The sequence below is a fragment of the Pseudomonas sp. GM102 genome, from assembly GCF_000282555.1.
Lineage (GTDB): Bacteria > Pseudomonadota > Gammaproteobacteria > Pseudomonadales > Pseudomonadaceae > Aquipseudomonas.
The window spans coordinates 39,058-50,885 of sequence record NZ_AKJB01000064.1; the positions used below are offsets into that span (position 1 = coordinate 39,058).

The window sequence follows — 11,828 nt, forward strand, 5'->3', positions numbered from 1 at the left end:
AATCGACCGCATCTATAGCGGTATCTGGCAGGTTTCTTCATTCAGGATGTTTATAGGTCCGGCCTGCTCAAAAGGAAGGTGACCCATGCGTATAGACCGTTTAACCAGCAAGTTGCAGTTAGCCTTGTCCGACGCCCAATCCCTGGCCGTCGGCCTCGATCATCCGGCCATTGAGCCGGCGCATTTGATGCAGGCCATGCTTGAACAGCAGGGTGGTTCGATCAAACCGCTGCTGATGCAGGTGGGTTTTGACGTCAACAGCTTGCGTAAAGAGCTGACCAAAGCCCTCGATCAGCTGCCAAAAATCCAGAACCCGACTGGCGACGTAAACATGTCGCAGGATCTGGCGCGTCTGCTTAATCAGGCCGATCGCCTGGCCCAGCAGAAGGGCGACCAATTCATCTCCAGCGAACTGGTGCTGCTCGCCGCCATGGACGAGAACAGCAAGCTCGGCAAATTGTTGCTGGGCCAGGGCGTGAGCAAGAAAGCCCTGGAAAATGCGATCAACAACCTGCGCGGTGGTGAGGCAGTCAATGATGCCAACCACGAAGAGTCACGTCAGGCGCTCGACAAATACACCATCGACCTGACCAAGCGCGCCGAAGAGGGCAAGCTCGATCCGGTGATCGGCCGTGACGACGAAATTCGTCGCACCATTCAGGTCCTGCAACGCCGCACCAAGAACAACCCGGTACTGATTGGTGAGCCTGGCGTGGGTAAAACCGCCATCGCCGAGGGGCTGGCCCAGCGCATCATCAACGGCGAAGTGCCGGATGGCCTGAGAGGCAAGCGTCTGTTGTCCCTGGACATGGGGGCGCTGATTGCCGGTGCCAAATACCGCGGCGAGTTCGAAGAACGCCTCAAATCCCTACTCAATGAACTGTCGAAGCAGGAAGGGCAGATCATTCTGTTCATCGACGAACTGCACACCATGGTCGGCGCCGGCAAGGGCGAAGGCTCGATGGATGCCGGTAACATGCTCAAACCTGCGTTGGCTCGTGGTGAACTGCACTGCGTCGGCGCGACCACGCTCAACGAGTACCGCCAATATATAGAGAAGGACGCGGCCCTCGAGCGGCGCTTCCAGAAAGTATTGGTGGATGAGCCGAGCGAAGAAGACACCATCGCCATCCTCCGTGGCCTGAAAGAGCGTTACGAGGTTCACCACAAGGTGGCAATAACCGACGGCGCGATCATCGCCGCGGCCAAGCTCAGTCATCGCTACATCACTGATCGTCAGCTGCCGGACAAAGCCATCGACCTGATCGACGAAGCCGCCAGCCGCATCCGCATGGAGATCGACTCCAAGCCGGAAGTGCTGGACCGTCTGGAGCGTCGTCTGATTCAGCTGAAGGTGGAATCCCAGGCGCTGAAGAAAGAAAGCGACGACGCGGCAAAGAAACGTCTGGAAAGATTGCAGGAAGAAATCGTTCGTCACGAGCGTGAGTACTCGGACCTCGAAGAAATCTGGAACTCGGAAAAAGCCGAAGTCCAGGGTTCGGCACAGATCCAGCAGAAGATCGAACAGTCCCGTCAGGAACTGGAGGCCGCACGCCGTAAAGGCGACCTGAACCGCATGGCCGAGCTGCAATACGGGGTGATCCCGGACCTGGAGCGCAGCCTGCAAATGGTCGACCAGCACGGCAAAAGCGAAAACCAGTTGCTGCGTAGCAAGGTGACTGAAGAAGAGATCGCCGAAGTCGTGTCGAAGTGGACCGGCATCCCCGTGGCGAAAATGCTCGAGGGCGAGCGCGAAAAACTGATGAAGATGGAAAGCCTGTTGCACCAGCGTGTGATCGGTCAGGACGAAGCGGTGATCGCTGTCTCCAACGCGGTGCGGCGTTCCCGCGCCGGGTTGTCCGACCCGAATCGCCCGAGCGGTTCGTTCATGTTCCTCGGCCCGACCGGTGTCGGCAAAACCGAGCTGTGCAAGGCGCTGGCCGAGTTCCTGTTCGATACCGAAGAGGCGATGGTGCGGATCGACATGTCCGAGTTCATGGAAAAACATTCCGTGGCTCGACTGATCGGCGCGCCACCGGGCTACGTGGGCTATGAAGAGGGCGGTTACCTGACCGAGGCGGTGCGTCGCAAGCCTTATTCGGTGATCCTCCTGGACGAGGTCGAGAAGGCCCACCCGGACGTGTTCAACATCTTGCTGCAAGTGCTTGAAGATGGCCGTTTGACCGACAGCCATGGCCGCACGGTGGATTTCAAGAATACCGTGATCGTCATGACCTCCAACCTTGGCTCGGTGCAGATCCAGGAGCTGGTAGGGGATCGCGAAGCGCAGCGCGCGGCGGTGATGGATGCGATTTCCACGCACTTCCGGCCGGAGTTCATCAACCGGGTTGACGAAGTGGTGATTTTCGAGCCGCTGGCTCGGGATCAGATCGCCGGCATTACCGAGATCCAGTTGGGTCGCCTGCGTAGCCGCCTGACCGAGCGAGAGCTGAAGCTTGAGCTCAGTCCGGAAGCGATGGATAAGCTGATCGCCGTTGGTTACGACCCAGTCTATGGCGCACGGCCGCTGAAGCGGGCGATCCAGCGCTGGATCGAGAACCCATTGGCACAGCTGATTCTGTCGGGTCGATTCATGCCCGGCGATACCGCCAAAGGTGTCGTGGAAAACGACGAAATCGTTTTCGTCTGACGCTCGGCGGCAGTTCCATAAAAGGAGGCCTCGCATTGCGAGGCCTTTTTTTCGCCAGGCTGTTGAACTCAAAGGAAAAGGCTTGTAAAGTGCGCCCCGCAGTAAGTCACCCCGAGGGGTTTCTGCTCCCCAAGCAGGAATCTGAAATAAGTTGCAAATCATTAACTTGAAAGCAATTTAGGGGGTTGACAGAGGTGCTTAAGATTGTAGAATAGCGCGCCTCAGACACACGAACGCAGCGATGCGAACGGGTCGAAGAGGTGAAGCAAGCTTCACAGTTGTAAATTGAAATATCAGTTGTAATTGAAATATGTAGTTCCGTGATAGCTCAGTCGGTAGAGCAAATGACTGTTAATCATTGGGTCCCAGGTTCGAGTCCTGGTCACGGAGCCAATTTCAAACCGGGGTATAGCGCAGTCCGGTAGCGCGCCTGCTTTGGGAGCAGGATGTCAGGAGTTCGAATCCCCTTACCCCGACCATTTTTGGGTCGTTAGCTCAGTTGGTAGAGCAGTTGGCTTTTAACCAATTGGTCGTAGGTTCGAATCCCACACGACCCACCATTTTTGAAACCAGTTAACGCTGGGATCAGATCTTAAGATCAGACGCCAAAAGCTCTGCTCGCAGAAGGCGCCTTTCAAAGGTGCCTTTTTTTTACCGGGGTATAGCGCAGTCCGGTAGCGCGCCTGCTTTGGGAGCAGGATGTCAGGAGTTCGAATCCCCTTACCCCGACCATATTAAAAATCCTCGTATCGAAAGATACGGGGATTTTTTTTGTTTTCGATTTTTTGTCTTCGAGAAATAACACTTCAGTCATCGTACAACTTGCCGATAACGAGGCGATGGGGTACTGCCGAAACAACGCCCCTTATCTAAGCCACTACAAAAAAAGGGCGTTCGTTATGGTGCTTCGACAGTTAAATATCGCTCCTCGGGCAGCCTTGGGGTTTGCCCTGATCGCCGTATTGGTCGCTTTGCTCGGGATTTTTGCCCTGGGGCAGATGTCGAGCATTCGTGACAGCGAGTTGGCGGTGGAGAAGCAATGGTTGCCGAGCATTCGCGGCGGTGACGAGATCCGCGAAATCATGCTGCGCATCCGTACCATTTCCCTGCGCATGGCCCTGGATCAGGATCCGAAGAACATCCCTGTCTACCGCGGCCAGATGGACACTCGCGACAAAGAGTTGAGCGAGAAGATTGCGGCGTATGACAGGTTGGTCAACACAGTCGAAGGCAAAGCCTTGTATGACCAGTTCAAAACCACCTTCGCGGCTTATCGTTCCGGTATTGCTCAATCGTTCTCCCTGGCCGAACAGGGACGCCGCGACGAATTGACCAAACTGCTGCTGATCGACATGAAAACCGTGGTCGATGGCTCGGGTAAACAGCTCAATGACCTGGCGGATCTGTTCGCCAAACAAGTCGCCGCCGAGAGCCAGAAATCTGCAGCGCATTACGAAACATCGAGGATGATCGTCAGCCTGTTTATCGCATTGGCGGGATTAGCCACCGTCGGCCTGGCCATGCTGCTGACCCGCAGCATCGTCAAACCTTTGAGCGAAGCGTTGCATGCCGCAGAAAACGTGGCGCGAGGCGATCTGACTTGCCCCATCGAAACCCATGGTAACGACGAAGTGAGCCGCTTGCTCCAGGCGCTGGCGACCATGCAACACAACCTGCGTGAAACTTTGCAGGGCATCAGCGGTTCGGCGGCGCAACTGGCGACGGCGGCCGATGAGTTGAACGCAGTCACCCTCGACAGTACGCAGAACCTGCAACAGCAGAACAACGAGATTGAGCAAGCCGCGACGGCCGTCACCGAAATGACCACGGCGGTGGAGGAGGTTGCACGCAACGCGGTGTCTACTTCCGACGCCACACGCCAATCCAGTGAGTCGGCGCACGTCGGTCAAGCGCGGGTCAGCGAAACTGTCAGTGCCATCAGCGCCCTCGCCAGCGATGTGCAGACGACGGGCGGGTTGGTGCAATCGCTGGCCAACCAGTCGCAGGACATTGGCAAGGTACTGGATGTGATTCGGGCCATTGCTGAACAGACCAACCTGCTGGCCCTCAATGCAGCCATCGAAGCGGCCCGCGCTGGCGAAAGCGGTCGAGGTTTCGCGGTGGTCGCCGACGAAGTGCGGGCTCTGGCTTACCGCACGCAGCAATCGACCCAGGAAATCGAGCAAATGGTTCAGGGTATGCGCACCGGTTCAACCCAGGCGCTGGACTCCATGCAAGCCAGTTCCTCGCGCGCGGCCAGTACATTGGCCTTGGCGGAGCGAGCGGGCGAGGCGTTGCAGACCATCACTGAGTCGGTCCACCAGATTCACGAGCGCAATCTGGTGATTGCCAGCGCCGCTGAAGAGCAGGCACAAGTGGCGCGTGAGGTCGATCGCAATCTGGTGAACATTCGCGATTTGTCGGTGCGCTCCGCCGCCAGCGCCGATCAGACCAGTGCCTCAAGCCATGAGCTTTCACAGCTGGCCAATTCATTGCGAACCATGGTGCAGCGCTTCCAGGTGTAAATCCGCCAGACGAAAAAAACCGCGCTTCCCGAAGGAAAAGCGCGGTTTTGTTCTCGCAAGCTTAGGCGCCGTCTTGGTCTTTCAAGTGCTCGAACAGACCTTTTGGCATTTTCTTGCCATTGGCTTCGAAGTTGGCTTTTACGTTGTCGTAAGCCTCTTGCTCGTCGATGAAGCCGTCATGGTTGGTGTCGATCTTGTCAAAATTGGACTTCGGCGCGACTTTCAGAAATTCGGCACGGGATACCTTGCCGTCGCCATCCGAATCGGTTTTCGCCATCGAGGCATCGCCACACTTGCCTTCGCCACATTTGCCTTCGGGCGTTTTCACGACCTGTTCCGCCGAGGCCAGCAGGTAGCCTTGAGTCAGTGGCTGCGAAGCGAAGACAGAACCGGACAACATCATGCCACCGGCCAGGACAGCGCCGAGCAGGCCAACGGTGTTTTTGCTGAGAGTACGGGACATTACAAATCTCCTGGGTTGCACGACACAACCGCTCGATAAAAGGACGCCACGTGAGTGCGGCAATGACCGAAGCAGGCAGTGCCTTGCTCGGGTGTGGCCATTTAGCGGGCGTGGTGTATCGCTACTGTGTCGCGCAAGGGGGGCTTTGTAAGCGAAGGGATGGAATCAGGGGGGAGATACAGTGAGAAACACAAGTGCCTGGAAGTTGGACCGAGGCGCCTGCATCGCGGGCAAGCCACGCTCCCACAGGTTATGTGTCGATCGACACTTAACCTGTGGGAGCGAGGCTTGCCCGCGAAGAGGCCCTAAGTAACGCCGAAAATCTTAATGCAGCTTCAGCCGCGGCTCAGTCCCGCGCCCAATCTTGCTACCGAGCATCAACATCGCCGTGCGGAATGCGCCATACAACGCCATCTGGTGCATGCGATACAGCGACACGTAAAACATCCGCGCCAGCCAGCCCTCGAGCATCACGCTGCCGGTCAGGTTGCCCATCAAGTTACCCACAGCCGAAAAACGCGACAGCGAAATCAGTGAACCATAGTCGGTGTATTTGTATTCCGGCAGGGCTTTGCCTTCGATCCGCAGTTTCAGCGATTTGGCCAGCAACGAAGCCTGCTGGTGCGCAGCCTGGGCGCGCGGCGGCACCCCCGGTTGTGGGCAGGCCGCGCAGTCACCGAAGGCGAAGATGTTCTCGTCGCGGGTGGTTTGCAGGGTCGGCAGCACTTGCAGCTGGTTGATGCGGTTGGTTTCCAGGCCATCGATGTCCTTGAGGAAACCCGGCGCGCGAATCCCGGCGGCCCAGACTTTCAGGCTGGCGTTGATCACCTGGCCATCGGCGGTAATCGGGCTGTCTGCCGTCACTTCGCTGACCGCGGCATTGGTCATGACGTTGACCCCGAGTTTCTCCAGGGTTTTATGCACAGGGCCGCCGATCCGCTCCGGTAGCGCAGGGAGCACTCGTGGCCCGGCTTCGATCAGGGTGATGTGCATGTTTTCCGGTTTGATCCGGTCCAGGCCATAGGCCGCGAGTTCATGGGCGGCGTTGTGCAGTTCCGCGGCCAGTTCGACCCCGGTGGCACCGGCGCCGACGATGGCCACGCTGATCTGTTGCACCGCGTCGGTTTGCCCGGCGTGGGCGCGCAGGTAGTGATTGAGCAGTTGCTGATGGAAGCGCTCGGCCTGTTTGCGGGTGTCGAGGAACAGACAGTGCTGCGCCGCGCCTTGAGTGCCGAAGTCGTTGGTGGTGCTGCCGACGGCAATCACCAACGAGTCGTAAGGCACTTCGCGCGCCGGCACCAGCTCCAGACCTGCCTCGTCGTAGGTGGCGGCCAGCTGGATTTTCTTCTGTGTGCGATCGAGCCCGCTCATGCGCCCCAGCTGGAACTCGAAGTGGTTCCATTTTGCCTGGGCAACATAGTTGAGTTCGTCTTCGGAAGAGTTCAGGGAACCTGCCGCCACTTCGTGCAACAGCGGTTTCCAGATGTGGGTCAGGTTCGCGTCGACCAGCATCACACTGGCCGTGCCGCGCTTGCCCAGAGTCTTACCCAGACGGGTAGCCAACTCCAGACCGCCGGCGCCGCCGCCAACGATGACAATACGATGAGTCATGGGGATATCTCGCAAGGCTAAAAGAAATCGGTGCAGTCAACCGAGCGAGCGCAAGGCAGCTCATAGCGTCAGGTAACTGATAAGTCGGCTCAACAGGCCTAAACCCATGGTCACTGCCAACACCAGCACCAGGAGCATCCACGGCCGGAAAGGCCGGCGCTCGACTTGGTGTTGGGACAGGTTCAGGTACTCTTCGACATGCTTCTGGTCGTCGGGGTTCAGGCGGCTGGTCATAAAGGCCTCGTCAGGTAGACGTTGCTGAATGTGTAGACGCTACAGCGCGCAGCGATGTTGCGACTTATCCGGTATGGAACGGAGCATAGTTGCTGGCGGGAATGGCGAATGATTCCACTTTGTAACACTCGGCGACCAACTCCTGCAACGGACTCACAGGCTGATCCCGACATCGAAGACGATGCTGCGACCCAGGTTGCTGCGCAGGAAATCCGGGGCCTCGGGGTGTGCGAACAACACTCGGGCGAAGGTCGGGCCGACCAGCGACAACGAGCGCCAGCCCTGACGCAGGTACTCGGTGGGCGGTGGAAAGTGGCTGTTGAGGTCCAGCACTTCGCGCTTGAGGCTGGCGAAGGCGATGATGTCCAGATCCCCCAGGTCCATGCCACGCTCTTTGTAGTTGTGGGCTTTTTTGCGCAAGGTCGGCGCCAGTCTCAGCAGAAATTCATTGGCCGGGATGCGCCGGGGCTTGGCCTCGCGGCGCACTAGCTGGCTCAGGGAAAACGCGCTGCGCCGACGTTGCAACTCGTCGCGCCATTCGTCGTTGAGGCGCCGACCTTCGTCGAGCACGAAAAACACCTCGAAATTCGCGTCGCGGAACAATACGTCTGGCGGCTCCCCGGCGGGGGCAAATTCGTCGGCGCGATAGGGAATGTTCAGGCCTTGCAGCAGGCGCTGGCAAACCCAACGCTCACGCTCCCATTTGCGGGCATTGGAGAGGAACGTGTTGGCTTGCTCGGCCGCGATGGTCAGCAGGCGTAAATAATCTGAATCATCCATAGGCCCAAGCTTAGCGTTCAAATGTGATCTGAATAATAAGTCTGCCGCGATTTCTTCAGACAGAGTCTTACCCGTTTTTTCTGGCATGCCTATGGGTGTTCACGCTTTAGCCTCTCCATGTTGTGTTTGATGACCTCCATCACGGCAGCGGTCATCACCGAGGTGGAGACACCAAACATCAGGATTCCGTTGGCTGCCTCCAATGGGCCAAGCAGACGCCAGCGTGGGGACATGATGATATCGCCGTAGCCTAGCGTGGCGAAGTTGACCGCCGAGTGATACAGCGCGGTGGAGAATTCTTCGAACTCATTGAGCAGCATGAACAGCGTGGCCCAGATGGCGATCTGCACGAAATTACTCAGCAGCATCAGCAGCATCACCATCGACAACAACAGGATATTCAGCCATTGCGATTCAGCGGGTTGGGCATGCCTGAAATGCACGTAATGACGCAGGCATATAGTCACGAAAATGGCTTGCAGTAGCAGGCAGAACACCATCACGGGAAGGCCGGCCAGTAGATTCAACAGCATGGGAATATCCTCTGCCGCCGTGTCAGGTCTGTCCCTGGTTGTCTGGCCCGGGTTCTTGTACTTGATCCACCCATTCCCAGAACAGCTGATAGCCGACCGCGAGTATCACAGGGCCGATAAACAGGCCGAGGATACCGCCCGTGACCATGCCGCCCAAGGCGCCGATCAGCACCACGGGCATCGGCACATCGACACCACGACCCAGCAGAAGCGGTTTGAGGACGTTATCGACCAATCCCGCGATGAAGACATAAATGGCAAACACAATGGTCGCCGTACTGGCACCTTCGCTCATGAAAACAAAGACGATGACCGGAAGGGTAATCAGGGTGGCCGGTAATTGCATGATGCCAAGCAGCAGCACCGCCAAGGCGAGAAGACCGGCGCCGGGAACGCCCATGAATACAAAGCCGATGCCCACCAATAGCATCTGGATGAACGCGATGCCGACCACCCCCAACGCCACTGCCCGGATGGTTGCGGTGCACAGATCGGCGATTTTCGGCCCGTTGATTGGACCGCTGAAACGCGTAACGATTTGCACCGCGCTACGATGGCCGCTTTCTCCGTACGCTAAAAAAATACCGGCAACAATCAGGGCGACGATGAATAAAAGGAGCCCCATGCCGACACCCGCAAGCTTGCTCAGCAGGGAGAGGCTGACACCTTTGATCTGCGGCATGAACTTGTGTGCCAGATCGGGCAGGTCAGTGGTGGCTTGCGCCCACAAGTTATAAAGAGGTTCGCCCACCAGTGGCCAGCTGGCTATCGCATCGGAGGGTGGCGGAATATGGAAACTGTCGGTTTTGACCATGGTCATGACCCTCTCCACGGAATCCGCAATCGAGGCTCCCAAAAGGTAAATAGGCACCATAAGAATACTGATGACGATCAATACGATCAGCGTCGCGGTGATCCCGTCTTTATTCCCCAGCTTGCTTTTGAACCTGACTTGCAAAGGGTAGAGGGTGATTGCCAGGATCACCGACCACAGCATCAGGTCGAGGAATGGGCTGAATATCTGAAAGCAGAACATCACCAGAACGGCAATCACTCCGGCACGAATCAGTACATCGAGCAGATCCCGGGAAAAAATCTTTTCGAGCATGGGCGTGGGAACCATTGATTACCTCCAGTAGAGAGTGGCAAAGGCTGCGTTCGGTAAGTCCAGCATAGACGGGCTGGCTACGTGCTAGCGGCAGGAGAGCCAGAGTGTTTCCGATGCCGCTCAGCGATCCTGGTCCTCCCAATCCACCGGATGAATCATCAGATAGCTGTCGACTGCAGTACCTATGGTTGGAAAGAACGCTGTTTCGCCAAGCCGCGCAAAAAGCCCGAATCGCTTCAGCTTGTCCTTGACCGGGTCCTTCATCTCGGCCACGCACAACTTGATACCCGCCGCGTGCAAGGTTTCGTCCAGTTCCGCCAACATGTCGGCGGAGGTCACGTCCACGCTGGTGACGGGTTCCGCCGCAACGACCAGCCAGCGCACGGGCGTAGGCGATGCAGCCACGGCGTCCAGCACTCGGTCATGGAACAACTCGGCGTTGGCGAAAAACAACGGCGCATCCCAGCGAAACAGGACCAGGCCGGGTACAAGGCGTGCGTCGGGATAGCGCTTGATGTCGTGATAACCCTTGACGCCTTCCGCGCGCCCCAGCACTGCGGAGTAAGGACGCCAGCCATCCCACAGAAATTCGATGACGGCGATCACGATGGCCAGGCCGATCCCCTCGATCGCACCCAGCACGGCCACGCCGATGGTGCAGACAATTGACAGCCAGAACTCCCAACGCTGGATTCGATAAATTCGTCGCAGGTCGGTGACCTCAATCAGGCCGATGGCCGAGGCGATCACCACCGCGGCCAGTGCGCTGGTAGGTAAATCCTTCAACAGGTTTGGTGCCACCACCAGCAGTAAGGCAACAGCAAGCGCGCCGATGACGCCGGTCAACTGGGTTTTGGCGCCTGCAGCCTCGGCCACGGGCGTACGTGACGAACTGCTGCTGATCGCAAAACCCTGAAAAAATCCGGCGGCCAGGTTGGCGACGCCGAGGCCCACCATTTCCTGGTTCGGGTCGACATAGGTGCGGGTCCGCGCCGCATAGACACGTGAGAGCACGCTGGTATCGGCGAACGAAACCAGGGCAACGGCGCAGCCGCCGATCAGGACGGGGACGATGTCATCGCGGGTGATCCAGGGGATGGCGAACGCAGGCAAGCCTTGCGGAAGAGAGCCAAGAACTGACACTCCCGCACGCGCTGCAAGGTCCAGCACACCCACGGCGATGGTCGCCCCTGCCACGGCGATCAGAATGCCCGGCACGCGTTTGTTGCCCTTGAGCAGCAGAATCACGGCCAAGGTGCCTGCGCCGACCATGAAGGCGGTCCAGTTGGTTTTTCCTTCCATTACCGCCGTAGTGATCGCCCACAGGTTTCTCAGCGGGCCATCGGATTCAATCGAAAAACCGAAAAACTTGGGCAGTTGGCTGATCAATACCGTCAGCGCGATCCCGTTCATGTACCCGTAGCGGATCGGTTTGGAAAGAAGCTCCGTGACAAAGCCCAAGCGCGCTATGCCGGCCAGGATGCACACCACCCCCGATACGATCGCCATCATGCTCGCAAGGGCGATGGCACGATGCGGATCACCGCCGGACAGTGGCAGGACGACGGCGAGAATGACGGCAGCCAGCGAGGAATCCGGCCCCAGCACCAGAATCCGGCTGGGTCCGAACAGCGCATAAGCGAGCAGCGGAACGATGGTCGCGTAAAGGCCATAGATGCCGGGTACGCCCGATGCCACCGCGTAGGCGATGCCGACAGGCACCAACATCGTGGTCAGCACCAGTCCGGCCACGAGGTCGTGCCGCAACCAGGTTATTTTGTAACCGCGCAGCGTGCGTAGTCCGGGCAGCCAACGACTCCAACCGGTATCGCCGCCGGTGTTGCGAGGGGCAATGCGTCCCGGTTCCGGGACGGGAGGCGAAGCATCCGAATGGCTCATAGGACTGTGGCCCTTTGGTGTACAG

General features: G+C 58.2%; 9 protein-coding genes and 4 tRNA genes. 6 read left to right on the forward strand and 7 right to left on the reverse strand.

Features of this window, described 5'->3' with window-relative positions; all coding sequences use genetic code 11:
- Nucleotides 1-85: 85 nt before the first annotated feature.
- From clpB to PMI18_RS12765, 6 genes are all read left to right on the forward strand, one after another.
- Entirely contained in the window at nucleotides 86-2,650 is a 2,565-nt protein-coding gene (gene clpB, locus PMI18_RS12790) for an ATP-dependent chaperone ClpB (protein WP_007901941.1), read from the forward strand.
- 317 nt (nucleotides 2,651-2,967) lie between these two features.
- Nucleotides 2,968-3,043, forward strand: a tRNA-Asn gene (locus PMI18_RS12785).
- A 9-nt stretch (nucleotides 3,044-3,052) separates the two neighbouring features.
- Nucleotides 3,053-3,129, forward strand: a tRNA-Pro gene (locus PMI18_RS12780).
- A 5-nt stretch (nucleotides 3,130-3,134) separates the two neighbouring features.
- A tRNA-Lys gene (locus tag PMI18_RS12775) sits at nucleotides 3,135-3,210 on the forward strand.
- Between the two features lie 95 nt (nucleotides 3,211-3,305).
- A tRNA-Pro gene (locus tag PMI18_RS12770) sits at nucleotides 3,306-3,382 on the forward strand.
- Between the two features lie 167 nt (nucleotides 3,383-3,549).
- Nucleotides 3,550-5,175, forward strand: coding sequence for a methyl-accepting chemotaxis protein (locus tag PMI18_RS12765; protein ID WP_007901943.1), 1,626 nt, complete (start codon nucleotides 3,550-3,552; stop codon nucleotides 5,173-5,175).
- Between the two features lie 61 nt (nucleotides 5,176-5,236).
- Here the strand turns inward: PMI18_RS12765 and PMI18_RS12760 are convergent, their stop codons facing one another.
- From PMI18_RS12760 to PMI18_RS12730, 7 genes are all read right to left on the reverse strand, one after another.
- The gene (locus tag PMI18_RS12760) at nucleotides 5,237-5,638 is read right to left on the reverse strand and encodes an HvfA family oxazolone/thioamide-modified RiPP metallophore (RefSeq protein ID WP_007901946.1); all 402 of its coding nucleotides are present in this window, start codon (nucleotides 5,636-5,638) and stop codon (nucleotides 5,237-5,239) included.
- A 324-nt stretch (nucleotides 5,639-5,962) separates the two neighbouring features.
- Nucleotides 5,963-7,249 (reverse strand): NAD(P)/FAD-dependent oxidoreductase, encoded by a 1,287-nt coding sequence (locus PMI18_RS12755; RefSeq protein WP_007901948.1) that lies wholly within the window; start codon nucleotides 7,247-7,249, stop codon nucleotides 5,963-5,965.
- Between the two features lie 60 nt (nucleotides 7,250-7,309).
- Entirely contained in the window at nucleotides 7,310-7,483 is a 174-nt protein-coding gene (locus PMI18_RS12750) for a DUF3094 domain-containing protein (RefSeq protein ID WP_007901951.1), read from the reverse strand.
- Between the two features lie 153 nt (nucleotides 7,484-7,636).
- The gene (locus tag PMI18_RS12745; RefSeq protein WP_007901952.1) at nucleotides 7,637-8,263 is read right to left on the reverse strand and encodes a DUF1780 domain-containing protein; all 627 of its coding nucleotides are present in this window, start codon (nucleotides 8,261-8,263) and stop codon (nucleotides 7,637-7,639) included.
- Between the two features lie 89 nt (nucleotides 8,264-8,352).
- Nucleotides 8,353-8,796 (reverse strand): potassium channel family protein, encoded by a 444-nt coding sequence (locus tag PMI18_RS12740; protein WP_007901954.1) that lies wholly within the window; start codon nucleotides 8,794-8,796, stop codon nucleotides 8,353-8,355.
- Nucleotides 8,797-8,818: 22 nt separating this feature from the next.
- Nucleotides 8,819-9,919: an AI-2E family transporter gene (locus tag PMI18_RS12735; RefSeq protein ID WP_007901957.1), complete on the reverse strand. Its 1,101-nt coding sequence runs from the start codon at nucleotides 9,917-9,919 to the stop codon at nucleotides 8,819-8,821.
- A gap of 105 nt (nucleotides 9,920-10,024) precedes the next feature.
- The gene (locus tag PMI18_RS12730; RefSeq protein WP_007901959.1) at nucleotides 10,025-11,803 is read right to left on the reverse strand and encodes a SulP family inorganic anion transporter; all 1,779 of its coding nucleotides are present in this window, start codon (nucleotides 11,801-11,803) and stop codon (nucleotides 10,025-10,027) included.
- Nucleotides 11,804-11,828: the final 25 nt, after the last annotated feature.

Excerpts from the sequence above, each read along its gene's own strand:
- clpB (WP_007901941.1), top strand. The coding sequence starts at position 86 with ATGCGTATAGACCGTTTAACCAGCAAGTTGCAGTTAGCCTTGTCCGAC.
- PMI18_RS12765 (WP_007901943.1), top strand. The coding sequence starts at position 3,550 with ATGGTGCTTCGACAGTTAAATATCGCTCCTCGGGCAGCCTTGGGGTTT.
- PMI18_RS12760 (WP_007901946.1), bottom strand. The coding sequence starts at position 5,638 with ATGTCCCGTACTCTCAGCAAAAACACCGTTGGCCTGCTCGGCGCTGTC.
- PMI18_RS12755 (WP_007901948.1), bottom strand. The coding sequence starts at position 7,249 with ATGACTCATCGTATTGTCATCGTTGGCGGCGGCGCCGGCGGTCTGGAG.
- PMI18_RS12750 (WP_007901951.1), bottom strand. The coding sequence starts at position 7,483 with ATGACCAGCCGCCTGAACCCCGACGACCAGAAGCATGTCGAAGAGTAC.
- PMI18_RS12745 (WP_007901952.1), bottom strand. The coding sequence starts at position 8,263 with ATGGATGATTCAGATTATTTACGCCTGCTGACCATCGCGGCCGAGCAA.
- PMI18_RS12740 (WP_007901954.1), bottom strand. The coding sequence starts at position 8,796 with ATGCTGTTGAATCTACTGGCCGGCCTTCCCGTGATGGTGTTCTGCCTG.
- PMI18_RS12735 (WP_007901957.1), bottom strand. The coding sequence starts at position 9,919 with ATGGTTCCCACGCCCATGCTCGAAAAGATTTTTTCCCGGGATCTGCTC.
- PMI18_RS12730 (WP_007901959.1), bottom strand. The coding sequence starts at position 11,803 with ATGAGCCATTCGGATGCTTCGCCTCCCGTCCCGGAACCGGGACGCATT.